Source organism: Paenibacillus sp. FSL R5-0527, assembly GCF_038008055.1.
In the GTDB taxonomy this organism is placed as follows: Bacteria; Bacillota; Bacilli; order Paenibacillales; family Paenibacillaceae; genus Fontibacillus; species Fontibacillus macerans.
Genome location: NZ_JBBOYI010000001.1, coordinates 1,796,428 through 1,816,430 on the forward strand (window position 1 = coordinate 1,796,428; position 20,003 = coordinate 1,816,430).

Consider the following 20,003-nt stretch of genomic DNA (forward strand, 5'->3'; position numbering starts at 1 on the left):
CTCGAAACAAAACCTATTATTTACATATGATCAAAATATATGTATGAAAACCTGTTTTGTGAAGGGAAATTCACAAAAAATAAATGTAAACGCTTAACATTAAGCGCTTTCAGAAGAAAATTGGTGTATTTCGTTGATTTATATGGTTTAATGGACAAAGAAGCAGTTTTTTTCTCGTTTTTTGTCTGGTTTTAATTATTTGCTTGATGTAAAAATAAAGGCCGCGCCTTTAGCATGAATCTATCTAGTGTTAAGGAAAAAGGAGATCATAGCATGCTTATTCGTTCCTTTCAGTTGAGTGATGTGAATCAAGTGATGGATCTTTTGCAGGTATCCTTGTCCGAGGCTTGCTACGAGGACACCAAACAAGCTTTTGCCAGACAATTGGCCTGGGATTCCGAACTGATTCTAGTTGCGGAAGCGGAGGAAGAAATTCAGGGGGTCCTGATCGGAACGATCGATCAGCATACCGGGTGTATTTACCGGATGGCCGTTCACCCGGATTATCGCCGGCGCGGCGTAGGCAGAAGCCTCGTTTCCGCGATGGAACAACGTTTTCAGCAGCGCAATGTCCGCCGGATCATGGTGGCCGGAGACGAGCATAACAAAGCGATTATGCCGCTGTACGAAGCGATGGGCTACGGCGCAAGCAAATTTTTAGAGGCGTTCCAGAAGCTTGGCATCGCTGCTGCACGTTCTTTATCGGGGTCTAATTGATTTTTAAATTATAGACAGGTAAGAAGAGGAATGATTGAAGCATATCTTCCATCCGTTGCAAATGGGTGCGGGATATGCTTTTCTATTTATAGATTGACCAAATCGTCGGCTAGGCCGAGTCCATGTTTTGGCCTGACGACAAAATCCGCGGTTTATGGCCTGCGAATCTTGGAGGATGAACGGTGAAGGAGATAACGATATATACCGACGGCGCCTGTTCCGGAAACCCGGGCCCTGGGGGATGGGGCGCTGTATTAATATTTAACGGGCATCGCAAGGATCTGTCCGGCGGCGAGAAAATGACCACAAACAACCGGATGGAAATCCAAGCGGTTATTTCGGCGCTCAGTCAACTGAAGGAGCCGTGCCGGGCCAAAGTTTACAGCGATTCCGCCTATGTGGTGAACTGTTTTCAACAGGGTTGGATTCGCGGCTGGCTTAAAAACGGTTGGAAAAACAGCAAAAACCAGCCGGTGGAAAACAAAGACCTGTGGCAGGAGCTGTGGCGGCTGATGGGCATCCATCAGGTCGAATACGTTAAGGTCAAAGGGCACAGCGACAATGAGCTCAACAATCATTGCGATATGTTGGCCCGGGAAGCGATTAAGCGGCTGTCTTCCTGATTGGCTTCGTTCGAAAAACAACAACGATATGGGGGATGGGGAACGTTTGTCGCCCGTAAAATTCACATCAAGGAGGGGAAGGGAGTGGCAAAGACAATACACGACGGCAGCGTCGTTTCTGCAAACGCCGGCGCGTGGGCGGATTTGAAACGCGAAATTAAGGAAAACGCGGCTTCGCTCGGCATTGACGATATCGGCTTTGCCTCCGCGGACCCTTTTATTTCGCTGAAGGCCATTTTGCTGGACCGGCGTGAAAAAGGATACGAATCCGGGTTTGAGGAACCGGATATCGATAAGCGCATTTACCCCGAGCTGTCTCTCGAACAGCCGGCTTCCCTGGTTTCGATCGCCGTGGCGTATCCGTCCAAGATGGATAACCCGCCGAAGTCCGAGCCGGGGCAGCGGCGCGGGATATTGGCCAGATCGGCCTGGGGGCGTGATTACCACCAGGTGCTCCGCGAGGCGATGGCCAAGCTGGAGGATTTCATCCGCCAGCGGGTTCCGGAAGCGCGGATCGAGAGCATGGTGGACACTGGAGCGCTGGTCGACCGTGCGGTGGCGGAGCGGGCGGGAATCGGCTTCAAAGGGAAAAACTGCGCGATCATCTCGCCTAAATGGGGATCGTGGATTTACCTTGGCGAGATGATTACCAACATTCCTTTTCCGCCGGATTCCCCGGTCACCGAGGATTGCGGCGAATGCACGAAATGCATCGACGCCTGTCCGACCGGGGCGCTGGTCGGGCCTGGCGTGCTGAACGCGCAGCGGTGCATTTCCTTTTTGACGCAAACGAAAGGGTTTGTGGAAGAAGAATTCATGCTCAAAATCGGCAACCGGCTTTACGGCTGCGACACATGCCAGATCGTTTGTCCGAAAAACAGGGGCAAGTCCTGGAACCACCGGCCGGAGCTGCAGCCCGATCCGGAGACGGTCAAGCCGCTGCTCCTGCCGCTGCTCGATATCAGCAACCGGGAATTTAAAGAGCGCTTCGGCGACAGCGCGGCGGCCTGGAGAGGGAAGAAGCCGATCCAGCGGAATGCGGTGATTGCGCTCGGCAACTTCAAAGATAACGCTTCCGTGCCGAAATTAATAGATATACTGTTTCATGATCCTCGTCCGGTGCTGCGCGGCACGGCCGCTTGGGCGCTCGCCCGGATCGGGGGAGAAGCGGCGGCGGAGGCGGTGAGCCGGGCGCTGGAGAGCGAACAGGATGAGGAAGTGCTTGAGCGTCTCCAGGCGGCGGACCGGAAGCTGCGAGGGGGAGCATCGCCTGGAGAAAGCCGCCCGACGGTGAAGGAAAGCAAACCGGATTGACAACGATGACGGGAAGCGATTGCCGTCAAGGGGGATGAAAGGATGCGTTTCATCAGTATTGAAGATATCGAGCCAGGGCAATACTTGGGAAAAACGGTTTATTCCGCAAACGGCACCGTGCTATTGTCGGCGGGGATTCAGCTGACCGTATTTATGATCAATACGCTTAAACGGATCGGCGTTACGATGCTGTACATCAAAGATGCCGATTACGACGATATCGAAATCGAAGATGTGATCAGCGAATCGACCAAACAAGCGGTATTTCACGAAATGGTGGAGACGCAGGAAGCGATCCGGTCGGGGAAGGAATGGAGCACGAAAAAGATCAACTCCAGCGTGGATTCATTGCTGACGGACGTGCTGAACAACAAGGAAGTGCTTCTGCAGCTGACCGATATTCGCACGGCGGACAACGCGGCTTATCTGCATGCGGTTAACGTCTGCCTGATCTCGTCCATGATCGGCCTGAACATGGGACTGGGCTATTCCCAGTTAAAGGATCTGGCGATCGGAGCGCTGCTGCACGATATCGGCAAATCCGTTCCTCTGCCGGAAGGCGCGGCGGAGGACGATCCGAAGCATCATCACACGTGGCGAGGATATGAAATGCTGAAGCAAAAACGCGAATTTAATCTGCTTATCGCCCATGCGGCGCTTCAGCATCATGAACGCCTTAACGGCACCGGGATTCCCCGCGGCCTGGCAGGGGACGAAATTCACCTGTTTCCCCGCATTATCGCCGTTGCGAATATGTACGACAATCTGATCAGCGGCGGCGGTGAAGACGGATCGCAGCGGGGCCTGTTGCCGCACGAGGCCTGCGAGCAGCTGATGGCCTGTTCGGAGCATGAGTTGGATCACGACGTGCTGGTGGAGTTTACCCGCATCGTATCCGTCTACCCGAACGGTACGGCGGTAAGGTTGTCGACGAAGGAAACCGGCGTGGTCGTCAGCCAGCACCGGGGCCTGCCGGGCCGCCCGGTCATCCGCATCGCGCGCGGCGCCGGGGATGAACTGGACGTGAAGGAAGTGGATCTGGCGACGGAAACAACGCTGTTTATCGAAACGGTTCTGGCTTGAATCGCGGCAGGGTGAATGCTATTATATTTGGAGTGCGTTAGCCAAACGGGGGGCTGCACGGATATTAATGCAGGGGTGGCTGAATGATGGATATCGTAATTCCAATTATTACGCTTGTCGTCGGATTGGTCGGCGGTTTTCTGATTGGTGTTTTTTATTTGCGGCGGCAGATGACAAAAATGCAAAACGATCCGGAAATGCTGCAAAAAGTGGCGAAACAGATGGGTTATAATCTGAACAGCAAGCAGATGCAGCGCGCGCAGCAAATGATGAAAAACCAGGGCCAGGTTCCCGGAGGGGCACGGCCGCGAAAGAAAAAATAAACATCGGCTCAAATGAAGAGTCTTAAAAAGTGTGGCCTGTTCGCAATTCGCGGCGTCAGCATATAACCGGCGCCGGGTGCGTCATCGCCATGCTTTTTTTGAAAGGAGGAGGCGCTTAAATGGCTGGACTTAAAGATTACGTAAACAAGCAGGTTGGAGAAAATCACGAGAAAATCGAACATCATGTTCGTGAAATCTTAAAGCTGATCGGGGAAAACGTCGAACGGGAAGGGCTGCTCGATACTCCCGCCCGGGTTGCCCGGATGTACGAGGAGATTTTTGCCGGTTATGAGGTTGATCCCCGCGACGTGCTTGGGGTAACGTTTGAAGAGAACCATGAGGAGCTCGTCATTGTTAAGGACATCGTCTATTACAGTCAATGCGAGCATCATATGGCGCCTTTCTTCGGCAAAGTGCATATCGGCTACATTCCGAGCGGCCGAATCGCCGGGCTTAGCAAGCTGGCCCGCCTGGTGGAGGCGGTAACCCGCCGCCTGCAGGTGCAGGAGCGGATCACCTCGCAGATCGCCGACATTATGGAAGAAGTATTGAACCCGCAGGGCGTAATGGTCGTTGTGGAAGGCGAGCATCTCTGCATGTGCGCGCGCGGCGTTAAGAAGCCGGGCAGCAAAACGGTCACGTCCGCGGTGCGCGGCAGCTTCCGCAAGGACGCAGCTTCGCGAGCGGAGTTTTTGTCCTTGATCAAGGAATAACGGAAAGCCGCGCTCCGTCCGTTACAAAGGTTGAGGGTTTACCGAGCGCGCCTGCGGGGGAGTCTTCCGCATTATGGCAGCCGTATTAATACGGCTGCCATTTTAGTTTTTTCGCGGCTTCGTAGCGCTCCGCCACGGCCGGCCAGTACACGACGTTCCACCAGTCCTTGATGTAGTCGGCCCGCACGTTTTGGTGCTTCAAATAGTAAGCGTGCTCCCAAACGTCGAGCGGAAGCAAGGGCACGATGTCCCATTGCGACAGGTTTTGGTGCTTCTCCGCGGTCAAAATTTGCAGCCGGTGGCTGCGCGGGCTCCAGACGAGGATCGCCCAGCCGCCGCCTTCCACTTTGGCGGCCGCTTCGGAGAATTGCCGATGGAAAGCGTCGTAGCTGCCGAAATCGCGGGTGATTTGCTGGAGCAGTTCGCCCTCCGGTCTTCCGCCGCCCTTCGGGTTCATGATCTCCCAAAAGATGGTGTGAAGATAATGGCCGGCGCCGTTAAAGGCGAGTTCCCGTTCCCAATGCTTAACCAGCTCGAAGTTTCCGTTTTTGCGGGCCTCCTGGAGCTTTTTTTCCGCCTTGTTCAAGTCATCGACGTAGGTTTTATGGTGCTTGTCGTGATGGATGCGCATCGTTGCCTCATCGATGTAAGGCTCGAGGGCATTATAAGGGTAGGGCAGGGGCGGAAGCGTATGCCCGCCGATCGGGACGGGACGCTCGGGGATACGGGAGGCGCCGGAAGGCGCGTCGTTTTCATACCGCAGGTTTTCATTGCCGGCTGCCTCATCGGCATTTCTTTCTGCCAAACTTTCCGCCGCATTGTCATTCGGCAGAGTTTCGGCTGGCGCGGCCGCTTCCGCTTCAAGCCCCGCGTTCGAAACAGTTGGTGTTTCGAAGCCGGAATTCGCCTCCTCCGGTGAAATCGCCTGCTGATGCGGCGAGTGCTGCGGCCAGGATTCCTCGGGTTCTTCTGCTCGTCCTCCGGCCGCCTCCTCCGCTCTCGTGCCGGTTGGCCCGTAATAAGGCGGCTGTCCGCCTGTCGTCGGCCCGAAGGGAGCGGGTCCGCCAGGCTGCTGGTAAGGCCCGAAAGGGGCCGGTCCGGTGGGCTGTTGGTAAGGCCCGAAAGGGGCCGGTCCGGTGGGCTGTTGGTAAGGCCCGAAAGGGGCCGGTCCGGTAGGTTGCTGGTAAGGCCCGAAAGGGGCGGGTCCGGTAGGTTGCTGGTAAGGCCCGAAAGGAGCGGGTCCGCCAGGCTGTTGGTAAGGCCCGAAAGGGGCCGGTCCGCCAGGCTGTTGGTAAGGCCCATAAGGCGGCGGATCGTCAGGCTGCTGGTAAGACCCGAAAGGAGCGGGTCCGCCAGGCTGCTGGTAAGGCCCATAGGGAGCGGGTCCGGTGGGCTGCTGGTAAGACTCATAGGCCTGCGTTCCCCCGCCTTGATGATACGGGTCGTACACCGGCGGATCGCCGGCGACACAGCCCGCGATCTCTCCGGGGCGGTTCAGCCTTTCCAGCACGGCCAGGAAATACTCCGATTCGCGGATAATGTGCATCAGTACGACGGGGGCGAGCGGAACGCCTTTGACCGCCTCGCTCCGGTCGAGAATATGGTGCAGCTGGCGGATAAATTCCTTCGACTGCTGAAAGGCGGCGCCGAGCAGCCGCTCGGTTTGCTTGATCAGCTGGGGGCTCGAGGCCGCTTCCTTGGACGTCAGACCGTGCTGAAGCAGCCGGTCGGCCGCCGCCTCCGTGGCGGTAAACACCTTCTTCCACTCGTCCAGCAGCTTAACGTAGTGGTGCTCCAAATTGGGAATGATCGCTTTGATCACTTCCGTATGCTCCGCTTCCTGCTGCTTCCAGAAGCGGATTTCTTCCAAAATGCGTACAGGCAGATAAGGCCCGTAAACGAACAGCATCCGGTTAACCTCCCCTTGCTTTAGTCATTACTACCAGCTTATTCGCGGGGAGGTTTGGCCTATGCTATTCGATTGCGGACCCGGTAAGGGCGCTTTCGCTGCCGCTGCCGGAAGCGGCGGTTTTGATCCGGCTGAGGAAAAGCGACACTTTCCGCAAATATTCCTTGGGATGTTCACGAAAAATCAGTTCATGATGCGAGCCTTCGACAATCCAAACGCCCGAATCGGGGTTCGTCTGATTGGCGGCCAGCTTCTCGGCGATCGGATAAGGCGCCTTCTCGTCTTCCGTCCCATGAATGAACAAGGTCGGGAACGGGTAGTCCTCCGATTTGACCTGCGTGTATGGAATTTGCCGCAGGCTCGTGCCGTTCAGCACCGGCAGCAGCATGCCGATGATTTCCAGCGACGGATGCCGCGGCAGGTCGATTTGCTGGCGGATGTTGTGGTACATCGTGTCCGGCTCAAGCAGAAACGTGCTGTCGAGGATCATGCCGTCGATATCGCTGCTCGTTAGTCCCGCCTGAAGCGCCGTGCCGGCGCCCATCGAGAACCCCCAGACAACAATTTCCCGCGCCCCGCGCTGTTTCACGTAATCAATGGCGCCCAGCAGTTGCTGGGCTTCTTTTTTGCCGCCGGTGGCCACTTCTTTGCTGTTCTGGGCGGCGAAGCCGTAGTCGAACATTAAGACGTTAAAATTCAGCCGGTGGGCAAAACTGGCCAACTCGTACATCGGAATCCAAGATTCCTCGCGATTGGCGCCGTAACCGTGGCTAAAAACGATCGTTTTGGCGGAATCTTCAGCGGGGATATACCACCCTTGCATCATTCGGCTCCCGTCTGCGGCAGGAAATGTGATGTTCTCGTAATCCAGATTTTGGGCCAGCTTCGGATTGGAATAAAGCGGGGCCACCGTTGGATTGGACAGCACCCAGGCGATATATCCGTGCAGAGAAACAAAGCAGAAAATCAGGAAAAACAAAATGGACAGCAGCAAAGCCACGGCAATATGCTTGATGCTGATGCGCCGGCTTGCCGTTGCGGGAATATCGTTGTTAGGGAACGCCGAAGGCATGGGAAGGTCGTTGCGGCCGGTGTGGCTCATAGGCTTCCCTCCTGTTTCTTTAAAATCTTTAAAATTGCGTTTATTAGAGTATATGATGAAAAAAGCGGCAGTTTACGGATAAGTCCAATATATTGATACTGCCGATACGAGCAAATTACGTAGATAATGTCGAAATAAGGCGACACCCTTTAATTTATCGTAAGTCCGGGGTGCCGTAAAGTCAATGGAAAACCGGGGCATGGGCAGGACCGTAACCGTTCATTGACGGAATCCACGGTCTTTCATATAATTTATGTAACCGAGTTTCATATAGTGAAACATCCTAAGGAGAGTGGATGCCGGATGGAAGACCGGAAGCTAACGGTTCGCGCCGTCGAAAGGGCGCTGGATATATTGATGTGTTTTACGAAAGGAAGCGATTTGGGGTTAACGGAGATTGCCGGCGAGATCGGTTTACATAAAAGCACGGTGCACCGTCTGATGACCACGCTGGAAGAGCGTGGATTCGTCGTGCGCGATCCGGCGACGGAGAAATACCGCCTGGGCCTGAAAATATGGGAGCTGTCGGCGCATTTGTCGCATAACGACGATCCGGCCGTTCTGCTGCTGCCGCTGATGGAGCGACTGCGCGACCGCTTGGGGGAAACGGTCAGCCTTTATTTGCGCGACGGCAACGACCGGCTGCGCATCCAGGCCGTGCAGAGCAATCAGGCGATCCGGCGGGTGGCCCAGGTCGGGGCGCGGTTGCCGCTGTATGTCGGGGCGTCCAGCAAGGTGCTTGTCGCCTATTCCGACGAGCCGGTGACGCGGGCGGTCCTGGACAGCCCCGACTGGCCGGCAGGGCTGGACCCGGCGGCTTATGTGTCCCAGTTGCGGCAGGTCCGCGAGCGCGGATACGCCACCAGCTATGAGGAACGGGAGCCGGGGGTTTCCGCCGTCGCCGCGCCGATCTTCGACCGGGGCGGCAAAATCGCCGCCGCCTTGTCCGTGTCCGGGCCGGTCAGCCGCCTGACGCCGGAACGGCTGGAAGAATACGGCCCGGTGCTGATCGAAGCGGCCCGGGAGATGGGAATGATGATCCAGGGCTGATCCCGTTGGCCGTTTGGGGCAGCACCTATGGCAATAGGAGTAGTAAGTGCAAAAAGTACATTTAAATGGGCGGGATTTGCGGTTGAGCGGAAAATAATTGCGAAAGGTACAACTAAAGCTGCTGAAGTCAGAGCGGGGTTCCGGCTAGACCTGTTTAACTGCATGATTTGCAATTAGATGGCAATTATCGCTGCCCACCTTCCGGATAAATGTAGAAAATGCAACTTTTTCATACGAAACGCCGTTTGTTGCGATATGCCGGAAATTTCCGGAAAATTCAGCTATTTTTCTATACTTCACCACTGGCGTTGCATCAAGTCTTATCCGACAAGTTACATTTTCTAGTCACACAACTATTCTAACGGTTGCCACAAGCGCTATTTGTTCCAAGAACCTTGATTTCGAATTCTAACGGTTGCCATCACGCTTATTTCACTGAAAACCGGCTAATTGCGCTTAAGATCAGGCAAATAACGGCCATTACAACCGTTAGAGTTTAGAAGAAGTATTTTTTTGGAAAATAACCGCTGCTGCAACCGTTAGATTTCCGGTATACCCTATTTTGATTCGAAAATCTAGCCGTTTCAAACAACGCCGAAATCGGTAACCTTGAAACCGTATGCGGATAAGAAAACGGACAAGGGGCAGAAAAAGGAATACATTAAAGAGCTGCAAATGAAGGTTTCGATCGATGCCAAGAACGCAGCCAGCCCGGTAAGCCAGACCATAAGCTAGACGCGGTAAAGGCCGTCCCGACAGTAAATTTGACTGTTTTGGGACGGCCTTTGCCTATCTGCATTATTTCACGGCATGAATCCAATTTGCAATATCGTCGATGATGGCCTTGGACACATTGGAAGGCTTGCCGTATTCGGTCCCGGTGGACAGGCCGTCATATTCGGCGAGCAGATGGTTCACCTTGGGGTAAGACTTGAACTCGACGTCCCCACGGTTTTTCAGCGCCGTTTCCCAGCCCTCGAATTGCTTCATCGTCACCTGCCAGTCGTTTTCGCCCTGCAGCACGAGCATCGGCCCGGTTTGCGTTTTGGCGAGTTCGGCCGGCACGTAATTTTTCTGCTCGAACCACCAGTAGGCAGGCTGCAGCGGGAATTGTTCAGGCATATGGTCAACCGTATATTCAGGGTCGTTGACCATATCGGCGATCGACGTATACATCGCGGCTTGCTGCTCGTACAGCGTCGAATCAAGCCCTAGCTGTTTGACGCGGCGGACCAGCTCGGCCTGCTGCTCGGCCAGCACGTTGGCGAATTTGCCGCTTGGAGCGGACAGAAGAATCGTTCCGGCGATGCCTCCATCCGGGGCGGCGGCGCTGATCAGCGGCATGGCGTAGCCGCCCTGGCTGTGGCCGGCGACGAAAATGCGGGAGTGATCGATGCCGGACGTGTTTTGCAGCAGTTTCACTGCTTCCAAAGCGTCGTCAACGCTTTCCTGCTTGAGCGTAAATTTCGGATCGGCCGCCACCTTGAAGGAATGCTCGTAGGTCACCTTGTCGTAACGCAGAACGGCGATGCCCTTGGCGGCGAGGCCGGCGGCCAGATCGCGGAACGGCTTGGCGCCCAGAATCGTGGCGTCGCGGTCGTGCGGGCCGGAGCCGTGGACGAGCACAACCGCCGGGAAGGGGCCGTTGCCCGCGGGCACGGTTAAGGTGCCGGGCAGCGCCAACGCGCCGCTTCCGATGGTAACTTCCCGTTCGCTATAAGCTGCGGGATTGTCGTAAGCCGGCTTTTGATAAGCGGAAGCGGAGGCCGCGGCGATATATAAATCATCGATCTTCCCGTTCTGATCCAGACGAAGCGTAACTTGAAACGGAACGATGGTGCTTTGGAAAGAGTACGTCACATTCCGGTGCACCGTGTTCAAGCTTTCGCTTTTGGCTGGCTCGCCCGCTGTTTTGCCGAACATGGCCTCGTAGTTGCTCCACAGCCGGTCCAGCAGGGCGGCCGGCAGCGCGTAGGCGGATGCTTCGCTTACGTATTCGGCGGCTTTCGCCCCGTCTCCGGCCTGCAATGCTTCGAGGAACAAATCGGCCGTATCCTCCGTTTGCCCGTTATCGCCGGCGAACGCTTTGGCGATCAGACCGGCGTCGGTCAGCGTCCGACCGCCGGAGAGGCGGACCGGCTGGTTAAGGGCGACGGTTTCGCCATCCAGAACCGCCCGGTCCGAGCCGGCCTCAAGCTTTAGGACATGGCTGCCTTTTGTTACGGTAATCGTGCGGGTGCTTTGTTCCCACGATACCTCGGCGCCAAGCTTTGTTGCGGTTTCTCTTACCGGCTCAAGCGCCGCGCTGCTTTGCTCGGCGGCCAACGCGGATGCTGCGGGCACGGCGAGGCTTAAAGCCAGGGTAGCGGCAACGGCGTGGTTTACTTTTTTGGGATGTTTGTTCATCATCGTCTCCTCCTTGGGATTTACCTCTTAATTCATTTATTTGGCCGGTCAGTTCTTGAAAAACAGACTGGAACCGATAATCACGGCGGCGAGCCCGGCAAGCACAAACCAGCCGACCGGGTTTGCGAAGTTGAGCGTCCAGCCGATGCCGGATCGTTTTTCCACAAAAACGGAAGGGTCCTGCGGGTTGAAATAAAACGCTCCGAGCTTCCAATAGCGGTCATCGTTCAGCGGCGCGGCCGCCGAAGCTTCGGCCGATCTTCCCAGCCGGCTTCCGCCTTGGCCCGTTGCAAAAGACAGCACCATCGCAAACAACACGGTAAAAACCGGCACAATCAGGCTGACGAGCGTGACGATGTTTGTGTCAAGCGGATGAATCATATTAACCTGTATAAACGAAAACATGAACACAAGCGCCAATGACGACAAAATCGTAAACAGCGACCATCTGCGGCGAAAGGCCGCATTTTGCCGGACCGATTGCTCGGGGTTGCCGGCGTGGATTTGCTGCTTGCTCTTTTGAATGCTCCAGTTGACGAACCAGAACAACAGGGTCATGATCGCCTGCATGACGCTAGGAAACAGGACGACGCGGTACGATTTGGCCGCGCTGCTGACGACATTGCCCGCGAAATCGAACTTCATGGCGACCGGATCGGGAACGGCCTCGTAGTTCATGAGCATGATCGCGGCGCTTACGGCTATGATCAGGACATGAATCAGAAACCATCTGCCGGAAAAGGTCAGCTTTTGCCGGTGAAATCCGGTGTCCACCGCCAACAGAGCTTTATGCGCCTGGACGGACGGAAGCGTTGGACGGATTTTTTTCATCCGGAAATAAAAGCTTAAATTCAGCAAAATCGAAACGACGATCGTAGCCGTGACAAATATGGCGAATACTCCGCCTTGCCCGTTCCCTTCCACGCTTAGCATTCCGGCGATACAAAACAGAAGCAGGGCCGTATAGATCGCGCAGCTGAGGACGGCGTACTGCTTGCGCATCCGGCGCAACGGTTCGCTGCGATATTGCTCTTCGCTGACGGACACCCCGAAGCTGACCGTTTCCCTCGTCAAGTAGGGCATAAAAGCGAGTGAAGCCAAAAGCGGCACAAACATCAAGATCAGCATCAAAGCGGACATCCATTGCATCTTTATTCGCTCCTTTCGGATTGGGTAATTTCGTGGTGAATGCGTTCCACCATCTGCAGAAGCTCTTCCTTGTTCATGCCCCGGCAAATGGCTTCCGCCACAATCGGCCGTATTTCCCGCTCCTGCTTCTCCAGGAACTCCGCAGTAACCGGCGGCATGCCGACGGGATCGACGACGACGCCTTTTTGGCGGTGGACTTGAATGTAACCTTCCTGCTTCAGCAGGGTATAGGCCTTGTTGACCGTATGCAGGTTGACGCCGATATCGGAGGCCAGGCTGCGCACCGAGGGGAGAGGTTCGCCCAATTTCAGCTTACCGCTGGCAATCCCCTCGATGATTTGGTTCACCAGCTGCGTATAAATGGGAACCTCCGACTGCAAATCCAATTTCATGATCAAGGATAAGGCATCTCCTTTGTTACAACTGTTATAGTTATAATATAACACATGGAACTGGAGGATGAAAAGTCCCGATCTCTAAATGAATGAATCGCAGAAGGTTCGTCTTCCCGGCTATTGGAACGACCAACCGTCGGCCTATAAAATAGCGGAACTTTATGTTCTTATTATCCGGAGTAGAGCATGTTCATCCTCATTAGCGGAATCTTTTGTCCTTATTTTCCTATGAATGGTCCAGATTATGGACATTTCCTTGCGATTCGAGAAAATAACGACATAAATTTCCTCTATTTCTCCCAAATTGCCTGATATCGCTGGGATAACGCCATCTTTTGCCCTTAACCGATATGATCCCGCAGACTGCATAAACGAAAACAAAAGCGCGAGTTGCAAGGGGCGTTCAGCCCTTCGCACTCGCGCTTTATCATTCAAACTTTTATCTTGGAGATTTCCGCAAAAATCACACGCCTGCCGCGATCATCTGCCGCAGCACGGTTTGCAAAATACCGCCGTTGTGGTAGTAATCGACGTCGACCATACTGTCGAGGCGGGCGATGACCGGGAACTGGAACGTGCTGCCGTCCTGGCGGGTCGCCGTTACGGTCAGTTCCTGGCCTGGCTTCACGTCACCCGTGAGGCCGGCGATATCGAACGTTTCCGTGCCGTCGATGCCCAGCGCTTTCCAGCTTGTGCCTTCCTGGAACTGCAGCGGCAGAACGCCCATGCCGACCAGGTTGCTGCGGTGAATCCGCTCGAAGCTTTCGGCGATGACGGCTTTGACGCCCAGCAGGTACGTGCCTTTGGCCGCCCAGTCGCGGGAGCTGCCGGTGCCGTACTCTTTGCCGGCGATGACGACGAGGTTCTGGCCGTTCGCCTGGTATTTCATCGAGGCGTCGTAGATCGACATCACTTCATCCTCCGGCAAATATTTCGTTACGCCGCCTTCCGTGCCCGGCGCCACCTGGTTGCGGATGCGGATGTTGGCGAACGTGCCGCGCATCATCACCTCATGGTTGCCGCGGCGGGAGCCGTAGGAGTTGAAATCCTTGCGCTCGACGCCGCGCTCGCTCAAATAGCTGCCTGCCGGGCTGCTTGGCGAAATGTTGCCGGCCGGGGAAATATGGTCGGTCGTCACGGAATCGCCGAGCAGGGCCAGTACGCTCGCACCGCGAATATCGGCGATATCGGACAGGCCTTCGCCGATCTTCTCGAAGAACGGCGGGTTCTGGATGTACGTCGATTTTTCATCCCACTCGTACAGTTCGCCTTGCGGTACCGGAATCGCGTTCCAGCGCTCGTTTTGCGTAAACACATGCTCGTATTTGCGGCGGAACATATCCGGGCTTAAGGATGCGGCGATCGCTTCCTTGATTTCCGCCGAAGACGGCCAGATATCCTTCAGATATACCGGCTGGTTGTTCCCGTCGTAGCCGATCGGATCGTTTTGCAGGTCGATATTGACCGTGCCGGCCAAAGCGTAAGCGACGACGAGCGGCGGGGAAGCCAAGTAGTTGGCTTTCACCTGAGCGTGCACGCGGCCTTCGAAGTTCCGGTTGCCGGACAGCACCGCGGCCACGGTCATGTCGTTATCGGCGATCGCCGCGCTGACTTCCTCCGGCAGCGGACCGGAGTTCCCGATGCAGGTCGCGCAGCCGTATCCGGCGACGTGGAAGCCCAGCGCTTCGAGCGGCTCGATCAGGCCGGCTTTTTGCAGGTATTCGGTTACGACGAGGGAGCCCGGCGTCAAGCTGCTTTTCACGTAGCCCGGCTTTTTCAGGCCGCGTTCGACCGCTTTTTTCGCCAGCAGGCCGGCGCCGACCATAACGCTCGGGTTTGACGTGTTCGTGCAGCTCGTAATCGCCGCGATCACGACCGCGCCGGTTTTCAGCTCGCTGGTGGAACCGTCCGGATGTTTGACCGCCACCGATTGCCCGATTTTGTCCTCACTGAGGCCGTATCCGCCTTTATCGATCGGCGTGCGGATGATGCTGTTAAAGCTCTCCTTCATCGCCGTCAATTCGATGCGGTCCTGCGGGCGTTTCGGTCCGGCCAAGCTTGGTACGACCGTGCTGAGGTCGAGCTCGATGAGGTCGGTGAACACCGGATCTTCCGTGTCGTCCGTGCGGAACATGCCTTGCGCTTTGTAATAAGCTTCCACGAGCGCGATTTGCTCCTCGGAGCGTCCGGTGCTGCGCAGGTAGGACAGCGTCTCCTGGTCTACCGGGAAGTAGCCGATCGTCGCGCCGTATTCCGGAGCCATGTTCGCCACGGTAGCGCGGTCGGCCAGGCTGATGTTCGACAGGCCCGGGCCGTAGAACTCGACGAATTTGCCGACGACGCCTTTTTTGCGCAGCATCTGCGTAACCGTCAGCGCAAGGTCGGTCGCCGTTGCGCCTTCGGCCAGACTGCCGGTCAGTTTAAAGCCGATGACTTCCGGAGCCACGAAATACAGCGGCTGGCCGAGCATGCCGGCTTCCGCTTCGATCCCGCCAACGCCCCAGCCGACGACGCCAAGGCCGTTGATCATCGTCGTATGGGAGTCCGTGCCGACGAGGGAATCCGGGAAGACGAACGTTTCGCCGTTCACCGTTTTGGTCGCCGCTACGGATGCCAGGTACTCCAGGTTGACCTGGTGCACGATCCCCGTGGCCGGCGGCACGGCGCGGAAGTTGTCGAACGCCGTCTGCGCCCAGCGCAGGAAGCGGTAGCGCTCCTCGTTGCGTTCGAATTCAACCTTCATGTTGTATTCGAGCGCTTCCGGGGAACCGAAGGCGTCGACCATGACGGAGTGGTCGATAACGAGATCGACCGGCACGAGCGGGTTGATCCGTTTCGGATCGCCGCCGGCTTTCTTTACGGTGTCGCGCATGGCGGCCAGGTCGACGACGACCGGAACGCCGGTAAAGTCCTGCAACACGATGCGAGCGGGGATAAAAGGGATCTCTTTGTTGTCATCGCGGCCCTCGCTCCAGCCGGCGATTTGCTTCACATGCTCCTGGGTAATGGCTCTGCCGTCAAACTGGCGGACAGCCGCTTCAAGCAACACTTTAATGGAAAACGGCAGTTTGGAAATTTTGCCGAGTCCCTGTTCTTCCAAGGACTGCAGGTTGAAGTAACGGTAGCTTTTGCCGCCGACTTCAAGCGTACGGGCTGCGGAGTTAAAATCGTTCGCTGACATAAATGTACCTCCTTGTTTCATTAGGTGAAACATAATTTCAAAAATAACCGCTTCATTTAGTATACCGTCCCTGACCTGGAGAGTAAAGAACTTTTTGCGGCCGCCCCCGCCTGATTTTGCCGAATTGACGCGGTTGAATGGGCTTTCATGGCCGCCTTCGGGGAACATACTCCCGTACGGGCGTTCATATACTTGGAACTAATGGAAAAGGAGGCGTGAACAGTGGCGGAAGAATGGAGAAAGACGTTGTCCATATATGTGAACGAACAGAACCAGGATGAAGTGGATTACCGGACGCCGAGCGCAGGAACGGTCGTAACCGACCTGGATTACCTGCTGCGGCGCGGAGAGCGCAAACGGAAGCTGGACATGTGGTATCGCAGCCGGGGAGCGGCGCCGCTGCGCTGTGAAACGCGGGCCAAGCTGGTGCGGGAAATCGAAAAACGGGAAGGCGAGATCGAAGTTGATCTGCAGCTGTTGAAAAAAATATATTACGAAAAAGGCGGGGCGCGGCACCAGGAGGAGCGGATCGAAAAGCAGCGGCTGACGCTGCAGCGCGACGGGGCGGGCTGGGTCGTCTCGCGCGTGGAGCTGCCGGTGCCGGAGCGCCATCCGTCGCTGCCTTTTCCGGCGCCGGACGAAGCCGGGGAAGGCCGCAGGCCGGCGGCGCCGCGCCCGTTCTTAAACCGCGAGCTGCTTGGGGGGAGCCCGCCAAGGGGGATTGCTTACCGGCGCGAAGATGCGGTGCTGTACGCCGACCGGTGGTGGGACGGGTTCAACCCGGAATTCGCCGCTTTTGAAGTCGACTGCACCAATTATATCTCGCAATGCCTCTTTGCAGGCGGAGCCCCAATAAACTATACTGGAAAAAGAGAATCGGGCTGGTGGTACAAAGGTTACGTCGGCGGACGGGAAGCCTGGAGTTACAGCTGGTCCGTGGCGCATGCGCTGCACGGCCATCTCGCCCGCAGCGACGCCGGGCTGCGCGCCGAAATCCGCGAACGGCCGGAGCAGCTGGAGCTGGGGGATGTGATCATCTACGACTGGGACGGCAACGGCAGGTTCCAGCACAGCACGATCGTCACCGCCTTTGACGCCGGCGGGATGCCGCTGGTCAACGCCCATACGACGCCAAGCAAACACCGCTATTGGGACTACCGGGATTCCTACGCCTGGGGCGAAAATACGGTGTATCGTTTTTTTCATATCGCGGACCGGTTTTGAAAGTGCGGGTTCAAAAAGTCGGCTTTTCAGCACCAAGAAGGTTGCATAACAAAAGAAAAGAGGTTTACCCATGGGACAGGACAAATTGACCGTAGGGCTTATCTACGGGGGCAAATCGGGAGAACATGAAGTATCGCTGCAGACGGCCTTCGCCGTTTCGCAGGCGTTTAATTACGATAAATACGAGTTGCTTCCTTTTTATATCGACAAACAGGGAAAATGGAGCGTGGGCGGCAAGCTGTCGGCTCCGTTCTCGGCGCTCGAGGAGCTGAAGCTGGAAAGCGGCGCGGGCGATACGGCGGCGGCGATGAGCCTGCTGTTCGGAAAGCTCTCGACCGGCGAGTCGGCCATCGACGTAGCGTTTCCGCTGCTGCACGGGACAAACGGCGAGGACGGGACGATTCAGGGGCTGTTCGAAATGGCCGATCTGCCTTATGTGGGGGCCGGCGTGCTCGCTTCGGCCGCGGGGATGGATAAGGTCATCATGAAAAAGCTGTTCGCCGAAGCTGGCCTTGCGCAGTGCAAGTATTGCTATTTCACCGCTTCGGAATGGGAGCGGGCAAGCCATACGCTGGTCCAGGGCATCGAGGATGAGCTTGGCTATCCATGCTTCGTGAAGCCCGCCAATCTCGGCTCCAGTGTGGGCATTTCCAAAGCGAGAACGCGGGACGAGTTGATGAATTCGATCGCGATCGCGCTTCGTTATGACGTGAAGGTGATCGTGGAGGAGTTCGTCGACGCCCGCGAGGTGGAGGTCGGGGTGCTCGGCAATGACGAACCTTTGCCGTCCGTCCCGGGGGAAATCGTCTCTTCCGGTGAATACTACGATTACCAAGCCAAATATTTGGACGGCAAATCGCAAATGCTTATCCCGGCACCGCTGGACCCGGAATTGGCCGAACGGATCCGGGACCTGGCCGTCAAGGCGTTCAAAGCGATTTCGGGGAGCGGGCTTTGCCGCGCTGATTTTTTTGTGCGGAAAGCGGATCAGGCGATATGGATCAACGAAGTCAACACGATGCCGGGTTTTACCCCGTTCAGCATGTACCCGCTGCTGTGGCGGGAGACGGGGGTGTCCTACGAAACGCTGCTGGACCGCTTGATCGGGCTGGCGCTTGAGCGCTACGAAGCCCGGCAGAACCTGGAGTTCGAGAGCGGCGTGCTTTAAGTTCGAGTTCAAAAAGTCGGGTTTTCAGGACCGAAGCGTATGCTTCCGAAGTGCGTTTTTTCAAAACGCTTTAGGTCGGATGAAGCTAGGGACTGAGTAGCGGAGCGTAGGTGAGCCTACGTGAGCAACGGAAGGCCCGGCTGAATTCAAGATTCGACGCCGAACCCTCTTCATGAACGGCTTCGTCATGGAAAGATGACTTTTTGAACAACCGCTTTAACCCTAACCAACTAATCAGGAAAGGAAGTGAGCCAATGGGTTTTCAAACGGAATTCAACTCCGTCTGCAAATTCAAAAATGAGCAGGAACTGTATGAACTGCTGGAATACGGCCGCGGCAAAATGCTGAAGCAGGGGCTGCGGGTGTTTCCGACCGGGCAAAAGGTGATCGCCTATACGCCCGGCAACAAGGCGGTGGCCATCGTCAAAATCACCGCCTGCGTCGCCGAAATTAATTTCAATGGAGAGGAAGTTACATCGGTGGAGCTGGAGCTGGTGCGCCAGCTGACGGAAGAAGAGTCCAAGGTACAGACGGCTCTGGCTTACGAGATGTTTTTTGGAGAAGCGTCCGCTTCATGATCGTGCGCTTTGGCTACGTGGCCATGTCGACCGTCATCCAGGGCGCTTCGCCGTCGAAAACGATGACGTTCAAAACGTTCCAAAGCCTGGCCGACCGGGACGCCGCCATCCGGCGCCTCGAGCGGATCGCCGCGGAAAATCTGCACAATACGCTGCGGCTTCTGCGGCATAACGTAGCGAGCGGCATCCGGGTCTACCGCTTCTCCTCGAAGCTGATTCCGCTGGCAACGCATGAATCGCTGTCGGACTGGAATCCTTACGAAGCGCTGCGGGAACCGTTTGCCGCCGTGGGGAACTACGTGAAGGAACAGGGTCTTCGGGTGTCTTTTCATCCCGATCATTTTACGGTGTTCAGCACGCCGCGGCCCGAAGTGCTTGAATCCTCCATCCGCGATCTGGAATACCATGCCGCTATGTTTGAAGCGATGGGGCTGAACGCGCGGGCCAAAAACAACATCCACGTGGGCGGAGCTTACGGGGACAAGCCCGCAGCGGCCGAACGCTTCCAGGCCAATGTCGCGGCGCTGCCGGACCGCCTCAAGCGGCGGCTGACGTTGGAAAACGACGACAAGACGTTTAATGCCCCCGAGACGCTGGAGCTGTGCGAAGCGCTTGGGATCCCGATGGTGCTTGATATCCATCACCAATGGGTGAACAACGCCGGCGAGACCCCGGCCGAGCTGTGGCCGCGGGTAATGGCGACGTGGTCTGCGCCGTACGCCCAGGCGGATTCTCCGGCGGACGACCCGCTGCCGCCGAAGATTCATGCGTCCAGCCCGAAAAGCGCCGGCGACCCCCGTGGGCATGCCGACCATGTCGCCGCCGGGCCGCTGCTTGATTTTCTGCGCAGCATCGCGCCGCATACCGGGCGGGTGGACGTCATGCTGGAAGCAAAGCTGAAGGACGGCGCCTTGTTCGCGCTGATGGAGGAGCTTAAAGAATACAGCGGAGAAGGCGTAGAGGTGCTGGACGGGGCTACCGTGCGGATTCGGCCTTAAAGATGGGACAAGCTCCGGCGGCGCATCCCTTGAAAAAAGCCGGCAAATAAGGTAAGTTGTACAAAATGAA

The 20,003-nt window shown here is 56.4% G+C and carries 16 protein-coding genes and 1 pseudogene; 11 read left to right on the forward strand and 6 right to left on the reverse strand.

Annotation, left to right across the window (positions count from 1 at the left end; all coding sequences use genetic code 11):
- The first annotated feature begins 273 nt into the window (after positions 1-273).
- The 6 genes and pseudogenes from NYE69_RS07985 (at position 274) to folE (ending at position 4,773) form a co-directional block, all read left to right on the forward strand.
- Entirely contained in the window at positions 274-717 is a 444-nt protein-coding gene (locus NYE69_RS07985; RefSeq protein ID WP_036626203.1) for a GNAT family N-acetyltransferase, read from the forward strand.
- Between the two features lie 182 nt (positions 718-899).
- A complete protein-coding gene (rnhA, locus tag NYE69_RS07990; RefSeq protein WP_036626200.1) occupies positions 900-1,340 on the forward strand; it encodes a ribonuclease HI in 441 nt (146 codons plus the stop codon).
- A gap of 96 nt (positions 1,341-1,436) precedes the next feature.
- Positions 1,437-2,594, forward strand: a pseudogene (gene queG, locus NYE69_RS07995) (tRNA epoxyqueuosine(34) reductase QueG); the annotation flags it as partial.
- A 102-nt stretch (positions 2,595-2,696) separates the two neighbouring features.
- Positions 2,697-3,737, forward strand: coding sequence for an HD-GYP domain-containing protein (locus NYE69_RS08000; protein ID WP_340925722.1), 1,041 nt, complete (start codon positions 2,697-2,699; stop codon positions 3,735-3,737).
- 86 nt (positions 3,738-3,823) lie between these two features.
- The gene (locus NYE69_RS08005; protein ID WP_036628819.1) at positions 3,824-4,060 is read left to right on the forward strand and encodes a YneF family protein; all 237 of its coding nucleotides are present in this window, start codon (positions 3,824-3,826) and stop codon (positions 4,058-4,060) included.
- 119 nt (positions 4,061-4,179) lie between these two features.
- Positions 4,180-4,773 carry a GTP cyclohydrolase I FolE gene (gene folE / locus NYE69_RS08010; RefSeq protein ID WP_036626194.1) on the forward strand — a complete coding sequence of 198 codons (594 nt, stop codon included), beginning with the start codon at positions 4,180-4,182 and terminating at the stop codon, positions 4,771-4,773.
- A gap of 85 nt (positions 4,774-4,858) precedes the next feature.
- Here the strand turns inward: folE and NYE69_RS08015 are convergent, their stop codons facing one another.
- Positions 4,859-6,682: a Fe-Mn family superoxide dismutase gene (locus NYE69_RS08015; RefSeq protein WP_340925723.1), complete on the reverse strand. Its 1,824-nt coding sequence runs from the start codon at positions 6,680-6,682 to the stop codon at positions 4,859-4,861.
- 64 nt (positions 6,683-6,746) lie between these two features.
- Positions 6,747-7,754 (reverse strand): alpha/beta hydrolase, encoded by a 1,008-nt coding sequence (locus tag NYE69_RS08020; RefSeq protein WP_412761792.1) that lies wholly within the window; start codon positions 7,752-7,754, stop codon positions 6,747-6,749.
- A 333-nt stretch (positions 7,755-8,087) separates the two neighbouring features.
- Between NYE69_RS08020 and NYE69_RS08025 the strand changes: the two genes are divergently transcribed.
- Positions 8,088-8,834 carry an IclR family transcriptional regulator gene (locus NYE69_RS08025; protein ID WP_340925724.1) on the forward strand — a complete coding sequence of 249 codons (747 nt, stop codon included), beginning with the start codon at positions 8,088-8,090 and terminating at the stop codon, positions 8,832-8,834.
- A 798-nt stretch (positions 8,835-9,632) separates the two neighbouring features.
- Here NYE69_RS08025 and NYE69_RS08030 read toward each other — a convergent pair.
- From NYE69_RS08030 to acnA, 4 genes are all read right to left on the reverse strand, one after another.
- Entirely contained in the window at positions 9,633-11,243 is a 1,611-nt protein-coding gene (locus NYE69_RS08030; protein WP_340925726.1) for an alpha/beta hydrolase family protein, read from the reverse strand.
- Between the two features lie 45 nt (positions 11,244-11,288).
- Positions 11,289-12,389 carry a DUF1648 domain-containing protein gene (locus NYE69_RS08035; RefSeq protein WP_340925727.1) on the reverse strand — a complete coding sequence of 367 codons (1,101 nt, stop codon included), beginning with the start codon at positions 12,387-12,389 and terminating at the stop codon, positions 11,289-11,291.
- A gap of 2 nt (positions 12,390-12,391) precedes the next feature.
- Entirely contained in the window at positions 12,392-12,787 is a 396-nt protein-coding gene (locus NYE69_RS08040; protein ID WP_340925728.1) for a GntR family transcriptional regulator, read from the reverse strand.
- 460 nt (positions 12,788-13,247) lie between these two features.
- Positions 13,248-15,965, reverse strand: coding sequence for an aconitate hydratase AcnA (gene acnA / locus NYE69_RS08045; protein ID WP_340925729.1), 2,718 nt, complete (start codon positions 15,963-15,965; stop codon positions 13,248-13,250).
- A gap of 222 nt (positions 15,966-16,187) precedes the next feature.
- On the opposite strand from acnA, the gene NYE69_RS08050 reads away from it, so the two are divergent.
- From NYE69_RS08050 to uvsE, 4 genes are all read left to right on the forward strand, one after another.
- Positions 16,188-17,189, forward strand: coding sequence for an amidase domain-containing protein (locus tag NYE69_RS08050; protein ID WP_340925730.1), 1,002 nt, complete (start codon positions 16,188-16,190; stop codon positions 17,187-17,189).
- Between the two features lie 70 nt (positions 17,190-17,259).
- Entirely contained in the window at positions 17,260-18,357 is a 1,098-nt protein-coding gene (locus NYE69_RS08055) for a D-alanine--D-alanine ligase (protein ID WP_340925731.1), read from the forward strand.
- A 254-nt stretch (positions 18,358-18,611) separates the two neighbouring features.
- Positions 18,612-18,935, forward strand: a complete 324-nt coding sequence (locus NYE69_RS08060; protein WP_328273737.1) for a hypothetical protein — start codon at positions 18,612-18,614, stop codon at positions 18,933-18,935.
- Positions 18,932-19,933 carry a UV DNA damage repair endonuclease UvsE gene (gene uvsE, locus NYE69_RS08065; protein ID WP_340925732.1) on the forward strand — a complete coding sequence of 334 codons (1,002 nt, stop codon included), beginning with the start codon at positions 18,932-18,934 and terminating at the stop codon, positions 19,931-19,933. Before NYE69_RS08060 ends, uvsE begins: the two co-directional genes overlap by 4 nt.
- Positions 19,934-20,003 lie beyond the last annotated feature (70 nt).